Origin of the sequence: Candidatus Thiothrix phosphatis (assembly GCF_035668035.1) — a bacterium.
In the GTDB taxonomy this organism is placed as follows: Bacteria; Pseudomonadota; Gammaproteobacteria; order Thiotrichales; family Thiotrichaceae; genus Thiothrix; species Thiothrix phosphatis.
Genome location: NZ_JAYMYJ010000029.1, coordinates 18,385 through 35,012, shown reverse-complemented (window position 1 = coordinate 35,012; position 16,628 = coordinate 18,385). Strand labels below are relative to the sequence as shown.

Below are 16,628 nucleotides of genomic sequence, written 5' to 3'. Positions count from 1 at the left end.
TTTTAGCCCCAGTCCGACTTCGGCATCAGCAGGCTTTCCACCGGCTTGCCGCCGATCAGGTGCTCCTCAATGAACGTGGGGAGGTCAGACGGTTTCATGCTGGCGTACATCACGCCTTCCGGATACACCAGCACGCTGGGGCCTTTGTTGCAGGGGCCCATGCAGCCGGTGGAGGTGACCTGCACCTTCTGGAACAGGCCGCGTTGGTCCAGTTCCATACTCAGGGCGGCGAACAGCGAAAAACTGTCGTGGTCAGCGCCGCAGGAGCCACGTGGGTGGCTGTGAGGGCGCTGCTGCGTACAAACGAACACATGTTTTTCGGGTTTTGCCATTTCCTATTGCTCCTTTACATACCATTAAGCCACAGGTGCGCCAGTATGCTGGCCGCATAGCCCAGCAAAATCGCACCTGACCATTTGAAGTGGGAATTGAAGGTGTAAATGCCGCGTGCCTGACCCATCAGCGCCACCCCGGCAGCCGAGCCGATGGACAGCAGCGAACCGCCCACGCCCGCCGTCATGGTCACCAGCAGCCAGCCGTCGAGGTTCATGTCCGGGTGCATGGTCAACACGGCGAACATGACCGGGATGTTGTCAACAATGGCGGAAATCAGGCCGACCAGAATGCCCGCCCACACCGGCCCCAGCCCGCTGTAGATCACATTGGAAACCAGCGCCAGATAGCCCAGCGCCCCCAACCCGCCGACGCACAGGATGACGCCGTAGAAGAACATCAGCGTGTCCCACTCCGCCCGCTGCAAATGGGTGAAGATATCGAAACGGCCAACAGTCCCTTCCTCCGTATCGTTTTCGGGGATGTGGTCGGTGATTTTCAGATACCAGCCATAAACTTTCAGCAGCCCCAGGCCAGTCATCATGCCCAGCACCGGCGGCAAGTCCAGCGCGTTGTGGAAGGTGACCGCCAGGACGATGGTGCTGATGAACAGCGCCAGGATCACCAGCCCACCGCGTTTGATTTCCACGGTTTGGGTCAGCGGTGCCGGATGATCCTTGTCGATGAAGAACGACATGATCAGTGCTGGCACGAACCAGTTGACAAGGGCGGGGATGAACAGGTCGAAGAATTGCCAGAACTGGACGGTGTGGGATTGCCACACCATCAGCGTGGTGATGTCGCCGAATGGGCAGAATGCACCGCCCGCATTGGCCGCCACCACCAAGTTGACACAAGACATCGCCAAGTATTGCGGACGGTCGGGCGCGACGGCGATCACCACTGCTGACATCAGCAACGCCGTGGTCAGGTTGTCGGCTACGGAAGAGATGAAAAAGGCCAGGATGCCGGTGATCCAGAAAATCCAATACAGCGAGAACCCCTTCGACACCAACCAAGCGCGCAACGCCTCGAAAATATTGCGCTCTTCCAATGTGTTGATATAGGTCATCGCCGCCAGCAGGAACAGCAGCAACTGCGCGTATTCCAACAGGTTGTGGTCAAGGATTTCCGCCATCTGTTCGCTCTTGCCGACGCTGCCGTAAGCCAACGCCACCAGCACCCAGATGATCCCGGCGGCGAGGATGACAGGCTTGGATTTGCGCATATGCAGGCGCTCTTCCAGGATGACGAGCGTATAGGCGGCCAGAAAGGTCAGCAGCGCAATGACGCCGTAACCTGTGCTGATAAAGCTAGGTGATTCGCTCACGGTAGTTCCTTTATAGGATGTTGTAGAAATCAGCATCATGCGCGCCCTGATGCCAGGGCGTCTTGAGCCAAATCATCACTTCTGCATTCTTAATGTTGCGGTGCGGCAGTCACTCGTCGTCGCCGTCATTGTCCCGGTCACGCCGCTCGACCTTTTCCGGGTCTGCCGTGATCGGGCGGTAGATTTCCACCCGGTCACCGTCCTTGACCTTGGCGTCCAGATCAGTGATCTTGCCGAAAATGCCTACGGCTTGCGCTTCCAGATCCACGTCGGGAAACTGTTTGAGGATGCCGGAATGTTCAATCGCTTCCTGGACAGTGCTGCCATCCGGCACTTCCAGTTTCAGCCAGGTCTGTCTGAATTTGTCCGCGTATGCGATGCCCACATTCATGCTTCACCTCCCGCCAGTTCCGCATCCGGCAGGGCTGCTTTACGCTCGCGCCGCGCCGCCAGTTTGGTATCCAGAATCCGCTTGCCAGCCAACAGGAAGCCCAGTGCCATAAAGCCGCCTGCCGGTAAAATCATCAGCAAAAAGCCACGGTAACCGGGAATGACGGTCAGCTCCATAAAGGAAAACGTCTTGCCCAACAGCAGCGATGCGCCCGCAAACAGCGTGCCGGTTCCCAGGATTTCGCGTATCCCGCCCAGTGCCATCAACGCCAGGGTGAAGCCAAGCCCCATCATCAGGCCATCAACGACGGAAGGGACTGGCGAATTTTTGGAGGCGAACGATTCCGCCCGTCCCAGAATCGCGCAATTGACCACGATCAGTGCGATGAACAGGCCCAGCACCTTGTACAGCTCATGCACCCAGGCGTTCAGCGACATGTCCACCAGCGTCACCAGGGTGGCGATCAGGACGATGTAGACCGGAATCCGCACCGCCGGGCTGACGATCTGGCGCACTGATGACACCAGCAAATTGGAGATCACCAATACAGCGGTGGTCGCCAGCCCCATGCCAAGGCCGTTGGTGGCGGAACTGGTGACCGCCAGCGTCGGGCACAGCGCCAGCCCTTGGGCGAACACCACGTTGTTGTCCCAAAGGCCGTCCCGCACAATGCGGGCGTAATCATTGCTCATGGTTTCACCTCCAGCATGTCGGCCTTGTGCGCCGCGAAAAATTGCAGGGCTTCACGGATGCTTTTCACCACCCCGCGCGGGGTGATGGTGGCACCGCTGAACTGGTCGAACTGGCCGCCATCTTTTTTCACTTTCCACTGGTCTTCTGGCGGATTGCCGAGCGACAGGCCGGTGAATTTGCTGATCCAGTCGGATTTGGCCGCCTCAATCTTGTCGCCCAGCCCTGGCGTTTCCTTGTGGGCAAGCACGCGCGTGCCGAGAATCTTGCCTTCCGGGTCGACGGCAATAATGGTGCGGATTTCGCCAGCGTAGCCGATGCCGACCGTTTCCCAGACCAGCGCCGTCACCTTGCCTGCCTTGGTGCCTTGGTAGACGTTCACGTCCTTGCCGCTGGCGTCTTTCAGCAGCAGCGGCTTGGCCACCATATTGTTGTCGTGCAATTCATGCGGGACAACCTGTTCCAAGGAAGCTTGCAGGTCTTCCATCTTGCGTTGGGCGATCGGTTCGCGGGTGGCGTTGTCAACCCCCACCAACAGGGCGGCGGCGATGGCGGCGCAAACGCCCAGCAACACCGCCTGATAGGGAATCCTGTCCAGCCATTTGTCCAGGCCGGTTTTGACGGTCGCATCGGCGCTCATGGCTTGCCTCCCTCGCTGACGTAGTTGAGCGGCTCGCCCTTGCGGTCACGCCCGTAAATGCGCGGACGCATGTAGTGGTCGATCAGCGGCGTCAGGGCATTCATCAGCAATACCGCGAAGGCCATGCCTTCCGGGTAGCCCGCCCAGGTGCGGATCACGTACACCAGCAGCCCGCAGCCCGCGCCGAACACCAGTTGCCCGGTGGGCGACACGGGTGAAGTCACCAGGTCAGTGGCGATGAAGAACGCGCCCAGCAAGGTCGCACCGGCCAGCAAATGCACTTCGATGCCGGGGAATTTTTCCGGGTGGATGGCGTGCATGACCACCGCCAGCAGCAACAGCGTGCCGATCAGCGATACCGGGATGCGCCAGCTGATGATCTGTTTCCACAGCAGGAACAGGCCGCCGCCGAGCAGCAACAATGCGGAGGTTTCCCCCATGCTGCCGCCAACCCAGCCTATTGCCATGCTGGAGCTGTCGGCCAAGCCGGTGAGTGAGGACAACGCATGCCCCTGGCCGGTTTCCGTGCGGATATGCCCCAGCGTGGTCGCGCCGCTAAACCCGTCCGGCGCCCAACCGCCGAAGGTGATCTGCAAGCCTTGCATGAAATCCGGCGCTTGTGCACCAAACAGCGGGGCAGGGTGGGCCCAGGTGGTCATTTCCAGCGGGAACGAAATCAGCAAGGCGACCCGCGCCACCATCGCCGGGTTGAACAGGTTCTGGCCGATGCCGCCGAACACCTGCTTGCCAATCACAATGGCCAGGAAAGCACCGAGTATGCCGATCCACCACGGCGCGGACGGCGGCAGGCTCATCGCCAGCAACCAGCCGGTGAGGATGGCGGAACCGTCAAACAGGTATTTGCCAACCGGCTTGCCCATGATCCTGAGGCTGATGGCTTCAAACAGCAGACAGCCGAGGATGGTGACCAGGAACAGGTTGATGGCGGGCCAGCCGAACAGGTACAGGCCGAAGGAGGTCGCCGGGGCCAGCGCCAGCATCACCAACAGCATGGTGTTCTGGACGCTTTTGCCGGAATGGGTATGCGGGCTGCTGATCATTGGGCTGCTCATGCGCTGGCTCCCTCCGCTTTCTTCGCTGCGGCGGCTTTCTTGGCGGCGGCTTCACGCTTGCGGCGCTCCATCGCCTCTTTCTTGGCGCGCGCCAGGGCTTCCATCCGGGCGTTGCGCAACTCTATCAGGCGTTTGGTTTCGTCCTGCTTGTGCTTGGCGCGCTGACGGTTGGCCAGTTCGCCCTTGGCGTAGTTGAAATACTGCACCAGCGGAATGTGCGACGGGCACACATACGAACAGGAGCCGCAGGCGATGCAATCCAGCAGCCCCAGCTTGGTGACAGCGTCCAGATTGCCCGCGCGGGCGTTGGCGGCCATTTCCAGCGGCAGCAGGCCGCAGGGGCACGCTTGCACGCAACTGGCGCAGCGGATGCAGGGCGATTCCTGGTTTTCGGAAACCTCTTTCGCGGTCAGGGCGAGGACGCCGTTGCCGCCTTTGACGGTCGGTACGCGGGTGTCGGGCAGCAGGTTGCCCATCATCGGCCCGCCGCTGATCAAACGGGCAGGCTCTTCGCGGAAGCCGCCACAATGGTCGATCAGGGTCTGCACCTTGGTTCCCAGCAGCACCCGCAGGTTGCGCGGCTGGCTGACCGCCCCGCCGGAAACGGTGACTACCCTGGAGATCAGCGGTTTGCCTGCGCGCAAGGCTTCGTGCACCGCCAGCGCAGTGGCCGGGTTGTGCACTACGATGCCGATGTCGGCGGTCAGGCCGCGCGCGGGCGTTTCCAGCCCGGTGAGGGTTTGCACCAGATGCTTTTCCGATCCCATCGGGTAGCGCATCGGTAGGCCGATCACCTGGATGTTGGGGAAATCTTTCGCGGCTGCGCGCATCGCGGCCTGGGCTTCCGGCTTGTTGTTTTCGATGCCGATGGCGATGTTCTCCACCCCCAGCGCGTAAGCCATGATGCGGATGCCGTCGATCGTCTCAACAGCTTGTTCGCGCATCAGGCGGTCGTCGCAGGTGAGGTAGGGTTCGCATTCCGCGCCATTGATCACCAGCGTGTGCAACGCGTAGCGGTTGCGCAGGTTGAGCTTGACGGCGGAAGGGAAGGTTGCCCCGCCCATGCCGACGATCCCGGCGGCAGCCACGCGCGCGGCGATTTCGGCAGGCTCCAGCGCGAACGGGTCGGCCACCGGGTTGAGGTCAACCCATTCATCCTTGCCGTCCGGTTGCAGGGTGATGGTGTGCACCGACAGGCCGGAAGCGTGATGCGCCGGGTAATGGCCGACGCCGACGATACGTCCGGAAGTCGGCGCATGCACGGGCGCGGAAATCATCCCCTGGCTATTGGCCAGCAACTGTCCCTTGAGCACGCGGTCGCCGCGCTTGACCGCCGGTTTCGCCGCCGCACCGATATGCTGCTGTAGCGGGATGTGCAACAGGTCTGGCATTGGCAGGTCTTCGATCGGCTGGCTGGCGCTCAGGGTCTTGCAGTCGTCCGGATGCACGCCGCCACGGATGCGGAACAGTTTGGTGATTTTGTGGGTAGTCAGGTATCCCATGGCATTTCCTCTGAAATGACTTTGCTAGGATTATGCAGGGAGTGTGCCAGTTCATTAGGAATGGCTTATGTTAATGAATAGACAAGGTTTTTATAGGGTGTTTATTGGTGGGGTTTGTGACAAGGGGGTAGGGATGTAGGGTTTGCGACAACCGTTCTGAACTTGGGGCATGTTGGTGGGAGAGGATCAGAGGCTTGGGTAGAAAAATTAACGGACGGCGATGTAGAATGCGTCCGGCACAGAAGAACGGATACGATTCAAGTTGGCTTTCGCCGCGCGTTCGCTACTGAAGGGCAAAAGCACCTTGTAATAGCCGCTCCCCTGGTCAATCTTGATCTCAGCATTGAACCCCATAGACTGCATCTGACTTACCATAGCGTCGGCATTACCGCGATTGGAAGAGGCGAGTACCTGAATAGGATATGAGACACCATCACCGGAATTCGTCGCAGAATAATCATAATAAGAAGCAGGGGCGGGAGGTGTCTTTGAAGAGTCAATACTGTCCCCCCCATTGTAGCCAGAGTAATCATAATATGTAGACGTACCAGAAGTTTCAACAACACCGTAACTGGGTGCGCCATTATAGCCAATAATCAATTTCTGTCCAGGATTAATCAAATAATCGGGCGCAGTTAAATTATTTAATCTAATAATATCTTTCCAATAAACACCAGTATTTCTCATCACCTGAAATACAGTATCTCCCTTCTGAACAGTATAATACTTATAATTATTTGCATTCTGAGAAGAATTATTTTTCGTTACAAATAAATCCAATGAACGCATTGCCGCCATCAGAATGCAACTCATAGAAATCACCAAGCTAAGTAATAGTACCATTTTATAGGAGTGCATGGCTGGCCACACCATTTTTTCATTGATAACCTTGCCTTTACTAATACGCATCAGCCGCTTGCGGTTTTCTTCATCAGATGGTTCTGGCAACGGAAATGGCAAAGCATCCTGCTGCAACTCACGTTCAATCTGTGCTTGTAATGGCATAACAGAGAGCTGTAATTGTTCCATTTTTGGTATGGTTTGTTTGGGATCAAACTCCAACAACAAGCGCAAGTAGCACCAATACCAGATGAAGTAACACAGGCTACCATCATTATTCGGTTTACCTGATTGATACCAAGCTAATAGCCTTTCTTTTACCCTCTGCTTTTCTGCCCCACGATAACATTGGTGAAACTGCCCGCGCAGCAAACGCAACACATCCACCTGCCAATGCAACCCTACTGCTCCTATCTCAGTTCTTGGCAAAGCATACAGGCGTTGCAGGCGGCTCAATGACAAATGTGGAAAAAACTCAGACAACAAACGCACCAGCAATGCTGGACTGACAGGCGGCGGCAATACCGCTACGATACGTGCTAATGGCAGTGTATCCCCCAACAACCTTTGCACATACCTAGCCAACGGTTCATTTGCTCCTCGCCCAATAAATCGCTTGTATGGAACTTGTGGGGTCTGCGGTTGCTCCCATTCTCCAGATAACTCATGGAAAATTGCAGCCAAGTTAGTGGGTTCAACAGCCCACAAACGGATGCCAGCGGTCTTTAAATACAGTTCACGTTCATTCCAAAAGCGTTGTTCACGAAGAGTTAACCACACCAATTGAGGCCACAAGGCCAGCTCTTCCAATAACAGCTTATCCTTCTGCCAATCTACCATTCGAGCATCAGCAAAAATCAAAGTTATATAATGACCACGTTCTTCTGACAATGATTCTAATGCTATTAACTCACCCTCATCAGAACGAAATTCACGTAAATTTCCATATATACGACCAAAAGTTACAGGTAAACCGCGCTGACATAATCCAGTAACTAGTTCATAACCCATTGGACACCAGTGTTGTTCCGAAGCGGTAACATCTACCAATACCAAAATATGAAATAGGAAGCGCTGCGGCAACATTCGAACTTCCGGCAAACCCGCTGCCTGTGCGGATGCTTTGATTGTAGCCGGTATATTCAGCAAGAAACTTTCAGTTTCAATCGAAGAAAAGCCAATGCTGTCAGCACATTCATCCAATACCACATCACTTAACCAAAAAGGCATCGGCATACCTATTGATGCAGGATCAAAATATGTCTTGCTATCCTGCTGCCAATGTAATGCTGTTGGTAATCCCGGCATTTGCCGTGACTTTCTCAGCCACCACCATAAAAACAAAGAGAACAAAGTAGATAGAAACGCCGCCAACCACCAAGCTGATGATGAATTGGAACTTTTAGGATGAAGAGCTGGTGGCCTCTGTGAAATTTCTGCTCCAGAAAAATCAGTTAAAGCAGCTACCTCTTTTGAAGAAGAGCTAGACGAGTCAGATGGGGTATTTGAACCAATAACATCTGGCCAATAGAATAATATTACAAGAATTCCAATAATAAGAATCGCAGACGTAACAAATACCCACCGAAACCAATTGTTTGCTGCTGTTGACTCTCTCTCAAATTGTCCACTGATGTTCTGCTGCGCCTGTTCCCATTGCGACCCATATTGGGTGATTAGCCGTTGTAAATCCTGCTGTAAGCTGGTGATCTCTATTTGCTGGTGAGCTGCTTGTTCATCATCTGCTTGCTGAAACTGTCCGTACAGCCGTTCAAACCCTTCACGCTGCTGCTCATTTTTCGCCAGCAATGACATCAACACCTGCCGCAACCGCGCATGTGTCCAGCAGGTATCCGTCTCCAATACCTGCTGGACACGGCGCACATCATCCAGTGTCAAATGAATATCTATCGCCCCCAACCCCAGTAGAAATGGAGCAAGCGGAAAAACAGGGATGGAGGCGGATGGCGACATGATGCTGATCAGGGTTTAGCCGGTTCAAACACCAGTTTGATGGAGCCTTTGCCGCCAACCTTGCCGTTGGCAATCAGGTTGATGCCACCCTCACCACTGATCTCGATACCCAGTTCAACCTTGTTCAACTTGAACTTGCCCACAGTCTCAACCTTGCTGAAGACCTCGCTCAGTTGCTGGCTCAGTTCCTGCATTTTGCTGGCAAGCTCGGCGCTGTCGATTTCCTTGATGCCGGGCGGTAGCTTGCGTCCACCACGCCCTGATAGTGTGCCGGAAGACGTTAAGGTAGCTTCTTCCTCATCAGCCACGCGAATATACATTTTACTCATACCTGCAAACCTGCTAAATATTAACCATAAAAGTGTGATCAAACGTGTTTATATATCATGCAGGGCAACAGGGGAACCTTCACATGCAACTGAATTGCTGGCTGACTCCAAAACCGGTGAAGGGTCTCTACGATCTTGCTTTGGAGTTCCCGCAGCAAAACCGCCGTGTCAATTTGAAGGAGGCGGATTTACGCCCGGAATGCCGGTTCAACCTTCTCAATGAATCCAAAACGTTACAAGCTGTTCTTGATCTGCTGGACAAGTTCAATGAAAAAAGCATCAGGCAATATGCTGATGAAGCTGGCATGTACGACATTGGCGTATTCCTCTACCAAGCAACCTTGGGTAAGTATGGAGGTAGGGAACTGGATCAGGAAGCCGTCGACCTGCGCATCATCAGCCCATGCGAACACATCCATCGCCTGCCGTGGAACATGCTGGCGCGGGACAGCGACAACCGTTTCCTGCGCTACGCCGACTGGCAAATAACCCTGGCTCGGGACTACAACACGCAACGGATTGACATGCCCAGCCTCCCCGCCTTGCTGGTGTTCAGCCCGCCAGAACTCGACGGCCAAGGACTGACGGGAACAGACGCCCATATCCGTCAGCTAAAAGACGATCTGACGGCTGAAATCCGTTCCTATGAAAGCCCCACCCTGTTCAAGATTGTGCATACACGTCAAGAACTGGAACGTATCCTGCAACGCCAGCATTTTGACGTGCTGTATTATTACGGGCATGGCGAAGGCGACGGCATGAGTTCACGCTTGCGGCTGGAAGCAGCGACATCCGCCAATCCGGGAACCATGAGCCTGATCCATTTGCGGGAAACCTTGCAACGCGCAGTCGGCGGCTCGCCTGCGGTGTGTTACATCAATGCCTGCATGAGCGCCAGCGGCGGCAAGATGGGCGCAGGTCTGCAACTGGGCTATGGTTGCGCCGCCGTGATTGCCAACCGTACCGAAGCGTGGGTATCGGTCGCCCAACGGCAAGGCTTGAGCGTCCTGAAATACCTGCTGCTGGACGCCCTATCGCCCCATGAAGCACTACACCGCACCGTCACCAGCGGTTCCGAGGATGTGGGTGATTTATCCTGGGCGACGCCCATCCTGACCCGCCATTACACCGAATGGCGCTGCCAACGCAAACCCAACCTACATCACCTCAACCGGCAGGACAAAGACTGGCCCCTCAAGCTGGATCGCGTCAGCCAGAGCGGCTATATCGGCGAGTACCTGGAAGCCGTCCTCAATGCCAGTGTCGATACGCTGTGCTGTATCTGGTATGGCAACGCCAGTGTTGGGGTGGATTTGTTGCATGAGCGGGTATCCCACAAAGTTCCCCACAACATGGATTTGATTACCTGTCAGATGAATTGGCCGATAGCCATTCCCGATGAAAGCCGCGATGAAGTTTTCCGCGCTAGCCTATTGGCTGGTTTCCGCTGCATTTATCACGCCGCGCCCAAAAGTATTGAAGCCATTCCGCGCTTTCTGAAAGAAGTCTCGCTTCATGCAGGCAGCCATCGCCTATTGTTCCACCTGCGCCTGCAAACTGTCCGCCCCACGGACAAGGACTGGGCTGTGCCCGCCAACTTCAAATTTTTCCTGGATTGGTGGCAGCGGATCGTCGCACCGGAACTGGTCAAGGCACGCATACCTGCGGTCATCACCCTGGGCTATGAACTGGATAACCTGAAAAAGCTGGAAGAGCAGTACGACAAACACCTGAAGCCGCTGAATAGCCAGCAATTGATGGTCAGACGCTTGCCGTCGTTGGAACCCATTTCCCAGGATCACATGCGCGACTTTATTCAGACCTTCAAGTTGCCCGTGCCAGCACAAATAGTGGACGCCAAGGTTGCCGAAATCGAAAGGAAGACCGGCGGCCATTACCAACGCACGCTGGAATGCCTGATCAACCTGTATGAACACAGCGTCATGATTACCCCCGAAAGCGTTCAGGCGAGTGCTGACGACGACTTCGACTTCGCATAAGGATGAACCCCATGAGTTACCCCTTTGACCTGCTGGATCACCCCAACGCACGCAACGGCCATGAGTTGTTGAGCCAGCGCAACCAGTCCCACCGCCGCAACCTGAGAAGGGACGCCATCCGCTTTGACCCTGACGAAGCCCTGAAAACAGCCATTCATACCGCCATCGCGATTGGCGAACCCCTGTTGCTGACGGGCGATACCGGCACCGGCAAAACCCAGACAGCCTATTATGTCGCCCAAATGCTGGGGCTGGGTGAGGTTCTGGAGTTTCATGTCAAATCCAACAGTTCGGCGCAGGATGTTCTGTACCGCTTCGACCATGTGCGGTATTACCGGGAAGCAGGCTCCAAGGATGCCCCGACCGACACCAACGCCATCAAGTGGAAAGCCGTCAGCAAGGGTGTGTTATGGCAGGCGCTGGAATCCGCCACCACCCGCGTTGTCCTGATTGACGAAATCGACAAGGCTCCCCGCGATTTCCCGAACGACTTGCTGCACGAACTCGACCAGATGGAATTCACTGTCCCGGAACTGGATGATTTGAAAATTGGCGGAGACAGCAGCCACCGGCCTCTGGTATTCATTACCTCCAATAACGAGCGGCGCTTGCCGGATGCTTTTCTGCGACGTTGCGTTTTCCACCATATTGAATTCAACGAAGCCTTGTTAAGACGCGCCATTCAGGCGCACAGGGAAGATTTTCAGGGGAAATTATCACAGGGTTTCATTGACCTCGCCGTTAACCGTTTCATGGATTTGCGTGAAAAGCATTTACGCAGGAAATCGGCTACAGGGGAGTTTCTGGCATGGTTGCGGGTAATGGCGATGCTGGCGGAAACATCCGAAGGCAAATTGCAAAAAGCCTTGATTGCCGCTGAAGACGATTTGACCAAGCTGCCTTATCTGGGTGTGCTGTTGAAAGACAGGCAGGATATGGAACGGTTGAAGGAATATTCTTGAAGCTCGATTCAGGCAGCGAATAGCTGCTGCATCTTCCTGATAGTCTCGACCGGCAAATACAACCGCAACCCATCCTTCTGTTTGAGCGGCATAAAACCAAAGCGCTGATAAAACCCCACCGCTTCCGGCTTCGCATCCACCACCATGCAAGCCACACCCAACGTACCCGTCGCTTTCAGGGTTTGTTTCATGGCGTGGACAAGCAGTTTCGAGCCGACATGCAAATTCGCCCCGCGAGCCGCCGTGTCGGTCGCCATCCTCCCTAGCAGCGCCGCCGGGATGGGGTAGCGTGGAAACTTCTTCGCTGCTTCCTCGGGCAACTCGTCATGCCGGATATGCGCGGCGGACAGGGTGTAGTAGCCTAGCACCTTGCCGCCATCGTCAACCGCGACATAGGCTTGCACGATACTTTTCTTTACGCTTTGGGAAAGGTAGCGTTGCAGGTATTCATCCAGCCTAGGATTGCCGGATGCAAAGCCTGAGCGGTTATGCCGGGCGGGGTCAAACGCCTCGATTTTCACTCAACAAGCCCCGCCTCGTGGTATTCAGCCCATGCCTTGCACAGGGCTTCATTGGGTTCGGGCGGGTTTTCCAGCGCGGTGACGAACGCCTGCCAATCCCGTTCATTCAGGACAAAAAGCTGGTGCGCCTGCAAGATTTCACGCGCCTTGTCCATGGCTGCTCCGATAACCAGAGCTGTCAGAGTACTGCCGTTGATTTCGGCGGCTTTCGCCAGCATCTGTTTGGTGCTGGCAGGCAAGCGGATGTCAAACCGCTCAATGGTTTCTGCTGACATGATTTTTGCTCCTGATACGGATTAATACCGTACAGGCTAGCACAATGTTCCGCAATCGCCAATTGTTTTTGGGATCGCCGCAAGAGGAACTCCGGCATTAATATTTGGCGGCAGGCAAACACCTGCACATTGAATGGGTGCTTATTTGGGTCTGTTGGCGGATGCGTGTAGAATCCCGCGCAGATTTTCACGTTCATTGAGGAGACAGGAATGGCGGACATGGCACGCGAACAGGTTGAAGCGCTACTAAAAGGAATCAAGGACCGTTATCTGGATCAGGACATCGTTTCCCTGAACCAGGTCAAGGATATTCATGTCGATGGCGGCAAGGTGGCGGTGCGCGTCGTGCAAGGCTATCCGGCGGGCGAATACCGGGACGAGCTGGTGGCGGAAATCAAGGCGGCGCTGGCGGCGGCAGGCGTGGCGGACGCTGATGTCAGTGTGGAAACCCAGGTGGCCGCCCATGCGGTGCAAAAGAGCGTCAAACGTAAGGATGGCATCAAAAACATTATTGCTGTCGCATCCGGCAAGGGTGGGGTTGGCAAATCCACGACTGCGGTCAACCTGGCGCTGGCTCTAGTGGCTGATGGCGCGAAAGTCGGCGTGTTGGACGCCGATATTTACGGCCCCAGCCAGCCGCGCATGCTGGGCATCTACGGCCAGCCTGTTTCCCAGGACGGCAAGAGCCTGGAACCGATGGAAAACCACGGCGTCAAGGCCATGTCGATCGGTTTCCTGATTGAGGAGGATACCCCGATGATCTGGCGCGGGCCGATGGTGACGCAGGCGCTGGAGCAGTTGCTGGGCGACACCAACTGGGGCGACCTGGATTATCTGGTGATCGACCTGCCACCGGGCACTGGCGACATCCAGCTGACGCTTTCCCAGAAAATTCCGGTTTCCGGCGCGATCATTGTCACCACCCCGCAGGACATTGCCTTGCTGGATGCGCGCAAGGGACTGAAAATGTTTGAAAAAGTGGAGGTGCCAATTCTCGGCGTTGTCGAAAACATGAGTATCCACATTTGCAGCCAGTGCGGTCATGCGGAACACATTTTTGGTGAAGGCGGTGGCCAGCGCATGGCTGAACAATATGGTGTGAATTACCTCGGCGGCCTGCCATTGGACATCAAAATCCGTGAACAGGTCGACAATGGCAATCCGTCGGTTGTGGCTGACCCGGATGGCAAGGTGGCGCAAATCTACAAGAACATTGCCCGCAAAGCCGCCGCCCGTTTGGCGCGGCAGGCCAAGGATTACAGCACCAAGTTCCCGACCATCAAGATCATGAACGTGTAAGCATCTGACGCCTTCCCGTCCCGTTGTGCGGCGGGAAGGCGGCTCCAGTCAGTCAGAGTGTTTCCAGTTCTTTGGAAACTTTTTCAAACCAGCCTGCCAGCGGCTGCAAAAGGCTCTCCGTTTGCGCCCAACGGCTACCTTTACTGCATAAACGCTGGGCGCATTCCAAGGTGACGCCGATCTTGTCCTGTTCAAGACAATAGGTGGGGTCCCACCAATCGTTGTCGCCCTTGTTTTTCAGGATCAACCCCAAACGCACGACCAGGTGGAAGGTTCCATAGGCCATCAGGTAGCGCATGGCCTCTTGCCCATTCAGGTCGTCGGCAAAATGGGGCAGGAAACGCTTGATCAGTTCCCTTTCCACCAGTGGGTTGTCAGGCGTGAATTCATCGCCCAGCAACCAAGCCATATCGTCCAGACGGTTTCTGGCTCCGGCATGCTCCCAGTCAAACCAGACCACCCGGTTATGCGGCGTGACCATGGCGTTGCCGGGTCTGGAATCCCATTTGACGAAGCGGGGCGTCCGGCATTGCAGCACGATATAGAGCTGGCGCACATCCAACCGGCGTGATACGGGTATTTTCAGGGCGTTGCCAATCAGGAACGGCTGGCGGAGGAATGTCTTGAGCCACGCCTCATCGCTGCCCAGCACCGCCAGTTGGTTGTCCAGCCCGGCTTGTGATGCAATCTGCTGGATTTTGGCCAGAGCGCCCAAGGCTCCGCCCAGCAAACTGAAGCTGGCCGCCGCGTCAGCCTGTTGCAGGCGCAATGACAGGCGCTGGCCGATGATTTCTTCCTGGATCAGCACATCGTCCTGATAGGTCGCCAGCAGGTGCGGCGCGGCGGCCTGATGGCTGCCCAGCAAATTGAGGATGTCGCTTTCCTGGCGGGCGCGGGCGTCAGCACGCCTGCTTAGGATAATGCGCTGCCCATCCGCCAGTGTGACTTGGCAGGAAGAGCGGGAACGTCCGCCGGGAAAGCTGACCCGCGCTGGGGCTTGCTTCATGCTGGCCTGGCAGATCTGCGCAATCTGCTCCTTGGAAAAAACAGGGGGGCGGGACGCCGAAGTTCTGGTTTGCGGGGGAACGGGGTTGCCGATGGAAGCTTGGGCAGACGTTTGCATAACGGTTCCTTATGTTATTGTTGGTTAGTTTTCGGTTAAGGCCCGGTTGAAGCTGGCCGTCAGTGGCGACGAGATATAACTCAACAGCGTTTTTTCCCCGGTGACAATCATGACTTCAGCCTGCATGCCGGGGTGCAATGTCATGTTGTCCGGTAGCTGCGAAGCCGCCATATCCAGTTCAATCAGTGTCTTGTAATAGGGGGACTGGTCTTCGGGGTGTTTGATGATGTCCGCCGAAATCAGTTTGACCTTGCCCTGGATAGGCAGCCCGGCATTCTGTTTGAATGCCGAGAAACGGATTTCAGCGGGTTGGCCGATCTGGACAACGTCACGGTCTTTGGGAAGAATCTGCGCCTCCACGACCATGCTGCCTTGGCTGGGGATGATTTCCATCAGTGTCTGGCCAGCCCCCAACACGCCGCCTTGCGTATTGACCTGCATATTCACGACGTAGCCGCTGATGGGGGCGCGGATGCTGGCACGGGCCAGCTGTTGCTGCCGGGCGATCAGGGTCTGTTCCGCTGTGGCGATTTGCTCCCCTAGTTCGTCCAGTTTTTCGGCGGCTTCAGTCAGGTGGCTGTGCTCAAGTTTCGCCAGTTCGCTGCTCAGTTGCTCGGCCTGGTGTTGATAGACGGTGGCGGAACTGCCCAGTTCGCTGGCGTTGATCGCTGCGTCGCCAGAGCGTTCTTCCAGGTCAAGCAGCAGGGAGCGGGTCACCAGCCCTTTGGCAAGCAAGTTTTGCTGGTTCTGGATTTCCTGTTTGATTTGCTGGTGCTGCTGCTTTTTTTGCTGTAATTGCTGCTGGCTGCCATGGGCTTTTTCCTGCGCCTGCGCAATCTGGAGCTGGAAGGATTTTTGCTGTTCCTTGAACAATTCCTGGCTGTTTGTATAGAGTTTTTGCTGGTCATCCATGGCGCTGGCCGCTTGTGGGTTATGGCGGCGTTCCAGTAGCCAGGGGGAAAACTCCAGGGTTTTGCTGCCAGCCAGCTGGGCTTGCCAACGCGCTTTACGGGCTTGGGAGAGGATAAGCTGTGTTTCCAGGCTGTTGACCTCGGTGCGCAGGCGGGTTTCATCCAGTTTGGCCAGGACTTGGCCTTCTTCGACCAAATCGCCTTCCTTGACCAGAATTTGCTGGATAATGCCGCCTTCCAGATGCTGCACCGATTTCTTTTCGCCTTCCACGATCAACTGGCCTGGCGCAATGGCGGCTGTCTTGATGGGGACAATGCCGACGAAGATTGAAAACAGCAGCAACAGGCCCACAATCAGGAAATACCCTTTGCGTATTTCCTGCTGGATGTCGGCCAGGCTGTTGCGGCTGTCCTGTAGGGTTGTTTGTGTCATAT

Annotated in this window: 16 protein-coding genes; 3 read left to right on the top strand and 13 right to left on the bottom strand. The window is 55.9% G+C overall.

Features of this window, described 5'->3' with window-relative positions; genetic code table 11:
• Positions 1-2 precede the first annotated feature (2 nt).
• From VSS37_RS03160 to VSS37_RS03120, 9 genes are all read right to left on the bottom strand, one after another.
• Positions 3-332 (bottom strand): (2Fe-2S) ferredoxin domain-containing protein, encoded by a 330-nt coding sequence (locus VSS37_RS03160; RefSeq protein ID WP_324693195.1) that lies wholly within the window; start codon positions 330-332, stop codon positions 3-5.
• Positions 333-346: 14 nt separating this feature from the next.
• A complete protein-coding gene (gene nhaD, locus VSS37_RS03155; RefSeq protein WP_375339124.1) occupies positions 347-1,702 on the bottom strand; it encodes a sodium:proton antiporter NhaD in 1,356 nt (451 codons plus the stop codon).
• Between the two features lie 70 nt (positions 1,703-1,772).
• Positions 1,773-2,054 carry an RnfH family protein gene (locus VSS37_RS03150; RefSeq protein WP_324693193.1) on the bottom strand — a complete coding sequence of 94 codons (282 nt, stop codon included), beginning with the start codon at positions 2,052-2,054 and terminating at the stop codon, positions 1,773-1,775.
• Positions 2,051-2,746 (bottom strand): electron transport complex subunit E, encoded by a 696-nt coding sequence (locus VSS37_RS03145; protein WP_324693192.1) that lies wholly within the window; start codon positions 2,744-2,746, stop codon positions 2,051-2,053. The genes VSS37_RS03150 and VSS37_RS03145 overlap by 4 nt, the downstream gene beginning before the upstream one ends.
• Positions 2,743-3,384 (bottom strand): electron transport complex subunit RsxG, encoded by a 642-nt coding sequence (rsxG, locus tag VSS37_RS03140; RefSeq protein ID WP_324693191.1) that lies wholly within the window; start codon positions 3,382-3,384, stop codon positions 2,743-2,745. Before rsxG ends, VSS37_RS03145 begins: the two co-directional genes overlap by 4 nt.
• Positions 3,381-4,457 (bottom strand): RnfABCDGE type electron transport complex subunit D, encoded by a 1,077-nt coding sequence (locus VSS37_RS03135; RefSeq protein WP_324693190.1) that lies wholly within the window; start codon positions 4,455-4,457, stop codon positions 3,381-3,383. Before VSS37_RS03135 ends, rsxG begins: the two co-directional genes overlap by 4 nt.
• Entirely contained in the window at positions 4,454-5,959 is a 1,506-nt protein-coding gene (gene rsxC / locus VSS37_RS03130; protein WP_324693189.1) for an electron transport complex subunit RsxC, read from the bottom strand. The genes VSS37_RS03135 and rsxC overlap by 4 nt, the downstream gene beginning before the upstream one ends.
• 207 nt (positions 5,960-6,166) lie before the next feature.
• Positions 6,167-8,773 (bottom strand): SPOR domain-containing protein, encoded by a 2,607-nt coding sequence (locus tag VSS37_RS03125; RefSeq protein ID WP_324693187.1) that lies wholly within the window; start codon positions 8,771-8,773, stop codon positions 6,167-6,169.
• Positions 8,774-8,781: 8 nt separating this feature from the next.
• The gene (locus tag VSS37_RS03120; protein WP_324693186.1) at positions 8,782-9,102 is read right to left on the bottom strand and encodes a Pepco domain-containing protein; all 321 of its coding nucleotides are present in this window, start codon (positions 9,100-9,102) and stop codon (positions 8,782-8,784) included.
• An 83-nt stretch (positions 9,103-9,185) separates the two neighbouring features.
• Here VSS37_RS03120 and VSS37_RS03115 point away from each other — a divergent pair, with 83 nt between their 5' ends.
• Complete coding sequence (locus tag VSS37_RS03115; RefSeq protein WP_324693185.1) at positions 9,186-11,102, top strand: CHAT domain-containing protein; 1,917 nt, start codon at positions 9,186-9,188, stop codon at positions 11,100-11,102.
• Between the two features lie 11 nt (positions 11,103-11,113).
• Positions 11,114-12,064 carry an AAA family ATPase gene (locus VSS37_RS03110; protein ID WP_324693184.1) on the top strand — a complete coding sequence of 317 codons (951 nt, stop codon included), beginning with the start codon at positions 11,114-11,116 and terminating at the stop codon, positions 12,062-12,064.
• Between the two features lie 8 nt (positions 12,065-12,072).
• Here VSS37_RS03110 and VSS37_RS03105 read toward each other — a convergent pair whose 3' ends face one another.
• Positions 12,073-12,585: a GNAT family N-acetyltransferase gene (locus VSS37_RS03105; protein ID WP_324693183.1), complete on the bottom strand. Its 513-nt coding sequence runs from the start codon at positions 12,583-12,585 to the stop codon at positions 12,073-12,075.
• Positions 12,582-12,860, bottom strand: coding sequence for a type II toxin-antitoxin system TacA family antitoxin (locus tag VSS37_RS03100; protein WP_324693182.1), 279 nt, complete (start codon positions 12,858-12,860; stop codon positions 12,582-12,584). Before VSS37_RS03100 ends, VSS37_RS03105 begins: the two co-directional genes overlap by 4 nt.
• Positions 12,861-13,070: 210 nt before the next feature.
• Between VSS37_RS03100 and apbC the strand changes: the two genes are divergently transcribed.
• The gene (gene apbC, locus VSS37_RS03095; RefSeq protein ID WP_324693181.1) at positions 13,071-14,159 is read left to right on the top strand and encodes an iron-sulfur cluster carrier protein ApbC; all 1,089 of its coding nucleotides are present in this window, start codon (positions 13,071-13,073) and stop codon (positions 14,157-14,159) included.
• Positions 14,160-14,211: 52 nt separating this feature from the next.
• Here apbC and VSS37_RS03090 read toward each other — a convergent pair whose 3' ends face one another.
• Complete coding sequence (locus VSS37_RS03090; RefSeq protein WP_324693180.1) at positions 14,212-15,282, bottom strand: phosphotransferase; 1,071 nt, start codon at positions 15,280-15,282, stop codon at positions 14,212-14,214.
• A gap of 24 nt (positions 15,283-15,306) precedes the next feature.
• Positions 15,307-16,626 (bottom strand): HlyD family type I secretion periplasmic adaptor subunit, encoded by a 1,320-nt coding sequence (locus tag VSS37_RS03085; RefSeq protein WP_324693179.1) that lies wholly within the window; start codon positions 16,624-16,626, stop codon positions 15,307-15,309.
• Between the last annotated feature and the right edge of the window lie 2 nt (positions 16,627-16,628).

What these genes read in the sequence shown, in the direction of transcription:
- VSS37_RS03160 (WP_324693195.1), bottom strand. Translation starts at nt 332, where the DNA reads ATGGCAAAACCCGAAAAACATGTGTTCGTTTGTACGCAGCAGCGCCCT.
- nhaD (WP_375339124.1), bottom strand. Translation starts at nt 1,702, where the DNA reads ATGATGCTGATTTCTACAACATCCTATAAAGGAACTACCGTGAGCGAA.
- VSS37_RS03150 (WP_324693193.1), bottom strand. Translation starts at nt 2,054, where the DNA reads ATGAATGTGGGCATCGCATACGCGGACAAATTCAGACAGACCTGGCTG.
- VSS37_RS03145 (WP_324693192.1), bottom strand. Translation starts at nt 2,746, where the DNA reads ATGAGCAATGATTACGCCCGCATTGTGCGGGACGGCCTTTGGGACAAC.
- rsxG (WP_324693191.1), bottom strand. Translation starts at nt 3,384, where the DNA reads ATGAGCGCCGATGCGACCGTCAAAACCGGCCTGGACAAATGGCTGGAC.
- VSS37_RS03135 (WP_324693190.1), bottom strand. Translation starts at nt 4,457, where the DNA reads ATGAGCAGCCCAATGATCAGCAGCCCGCATACCCATTCCGGCAAAAGC.
- rsxC (WP_324693189.1), bottom strand. Translation starts at nt 5,959, where the DNA reads ATGGGATACCTGACTACCCACAAAATCACCAAACTGTTCCGCATCCGT.
- VSS37_RS03125 (WP_324693187.1), bottom strand. Translation starts at nt 8,773, where the DNA reads ATGTCGCCATCCGCCTCCATCCCTGTTTTTCCGCTTGCTCCATTTCTA.
- VSS37_RS03120 (WP_324693186.1), bottom strand. Translation starts at nt 9,102, where the DNA reads ATGAGTAAAATGTATATTCGCGTGGCTGATGAGGAAGAAGCTACCTTA.
- VSS37_RS03115 (WP_324693185.1), top strand. Translation starts at nt 9,186, where the DNA reads ATGCAACTGAATTGCTGGCTGACTCCAAAACCGGTGAAGGGTCTCTAC.
- VSS37_RS03110 (WP_324693184.1), top strand. Translation starts at nt 11,114, where the DNA reads ATGAGTTACCCCTTTGACCTGCTGGATCACCCCAACGCACGCAACGGC.
- VSS37_RS03100 (WP_324693182.1), bottom strand. Translation starts at nt 12,860, where the DNA reads ATGTCAGCAGAAACCATTGAGCGGTTTGACATCCGCTTGCCTGCCAGC.
- apbC (WP_324693181.1), top strand. Translation starts at nt 13,071, where the DNA reads ATGGCGGACATGGCACGCGAACAGGTTGAAGCGCTACTAAAAGGAATC.
- VSS37_RS03090 (WP_324693180.1), bottom strand. Translation starts at nt 15,282, where the DNA reads ATGCAAACGTCTGCCCAAGCTTCCATCGGCAACCCCGTTCCCCCGCAA.
- VSS37_RS03085 (WP_324693179.1), bottom strand. Translation starts at nt 16,626, where the DNA reads ATGACACAAACAACCCTACAGGACAGCCGCAACAGCCTGGCCGACATC.